The following is a 1868-nucleotide window of genomic DNA, read 5'->3' on the forward strand; positions in this document are numbered from 1 at the left end:
CGGAAGTAGTTCTGGAAGGTGGTGGACGCCAACGTCTGGCTTTCGGCCTGGATGTTGAGGTGTTCCTTGGCTTCGATGGCCTGGTGCAGCCCTTCGGACAGACGACGACCGGGCATGGTACGACCGGTGTGCTCGTCAACCAGTACCACCTGGCCGTCCTGCACGATGTATTCGACGTTGCGATGGAACAGCTTGTGGGCGCGCAGGCCAGCGTACACGTGGGTCAACAGGCCCAGGTTGTGCGCCGAGTACAGGCTTTCGCCTTCGGCCAGTTCGCCGATCTGGGTCAGCATTTCTTCGACAAACTGGTGACCGGCTTCGTTGAGTTCGACCTGGCGGGTCTTCTCGTCGATGGTGAAGTGACCTTCTTTGGTCACCACGCCTTCCACTTCCTCGATGTGCTGCTCAAGACGCGGGATCAACTTGTTGATCTCGGTGTACAGGCGCGAGCTGTCTTCGGCCTGGCCGGAGATGATCAGCGGGGTACGGGCTTCGTCGATGAGGATGGAGTCGACTTCGTCGATCACGGCAAAGTTGAGTTCACGCTGGAATTTTTCATCCATGCTGAACGCCATGTTGTCGCGCAGGTAGTCGAAACCGAATTCGTTGTTGGTGCCATAGGTGATGTCGCAGGCGTACGCGGCGCGCTTCTCTTCCGGCGGCTGGAACGGCGTTACCACGCCGACGGTCAGGCCGAGGAATTCATACAGCGGGCGCATCCAGTTGGCGTCCCGGCGAGCCAGGTAGTCGTTCACCGTCACAACGTGCACGCCCTTGCCGGACAGTGCGTTGAGGTAAACGCCCAGGGTTGCCACCAGGGTCTTGCCTTCACCGGTGCGCATTTCGGCAATCATGCCTTCATGCAAGGTCATGCCGCCGATCAACTGGACGTCGAAGTGGCGCATGCCCATGACGCGCTTACCGGCTTCACGGGCAACCGCGAAGGCTTCGGGCAGCAGCTTGTCGAGGGTTTCACCTTTGGCTATGCGGGCCTTGAACTCTTGGGTCTTGGCGCGCAATTGCTCGTCCGACAGAGCAACCATCTGCTCTTCGAAGGCATTGACCAGCTGCACCGTCTTGAGCATGCGTTTGACTTCGCGCTCATTCTTGCTTCCAAAAAGTTTCTTTAACAAAGGCGCAAACATATCGGCAGGTTCTTCCACACATAGGGATGGAGGGCGCACCGTGAGTGGCCCGAGCAGCCCTCACGGCCGCATTGCGAACGCGCATTCTACCCGGAATCGTGGGTGAGGAAAGTGGCGTTGTTCCCTGAGACAGGCACGGCATAGTGAGAGGGCATGTTTAAAATAAGGGCTTTTGCTGGAACTTCAACCCACTAGGCGCAGAAGTTACTTATTGATTTGACGGAGAAAGCCCTGCCGACGCAGAGCCTCGGGGCATACAGGTGCTTTCTGCTAAGATAGCCGCTCTGTTACCTAAGGTGTCTAAACATGGCATTTCGCCCTCTCACAGCCCGCGCCCCCGGCGCGTTGCTCCGCGAAGCCAAACCGCTGAAAGCTATCTTCGGCCAGGCGCAACGCTTGGGCCATCTGCAACGCCTGCTGGAAAGCCAACTGCAGCCGGCCGCCCGGGAACATTGTCACGTCGCCTCCTGGCGTGAAGGCAACCTGCTATTAATTGTCACCGATGGGCATTGGGCCACCCGCTTGCGCTACCAACAGAAGCGCTTGCAGCGCCAGTTGATGGCGTTCGACGAATTTGCCAATTTGACGCGCATTCAGTTCAAGGTACAGCCACCCACCGTGCCGCAAGGCGCAGTGGGGCATACCATGGACCTGTCGGAAACGGCCGCCGAAACCCTTCAGGCCACTGCTGAAGGGATCAACGACCCGGGGTTGCGCGCTGCC

2 protein-coding genes are annotated in these 1868 nt (G+C 58.8%); one reads left to right on the forward strand and one right to left on the reverse strand.

Annotated elements, in window-relative coordinates; genetic code table 11:
• Window positions 1-1145, reverse strand: a 1145-nt coding sequence (locus BKD70_RS23800; RefSeq protein WP_371914023.1) for a DEAD/DEAH box helicase, incomplete at its 3' end; no start/stop codon positions are given.
• A 306-nt stretch (window positions 1146-1451) separates the two neighbouring features.
• On the opposite strand from BKD70_RS23800, the gene BKD70_RS23805 reads away from it, so the two are divergent.
• The coding region (locus BKD70_RS23805) for a DUF721 domain-containing protein (protein WP_070415519.1) at window positions 1452-1868 on the forward strand (417 nt) is incomplete at its 3' end.

This window comes from Pseudomonas sp. BS-2016 (assembly GCF_001806145.1).
In the GTDB taxonomy this organism is placed as follows: Bacteria; Pseudomonadota; Gammaproteobacteria; order Pseudomonadales; family Pseudomonadaceae; genus Aquipseudomonas; species Aquipseudomonas lundensis.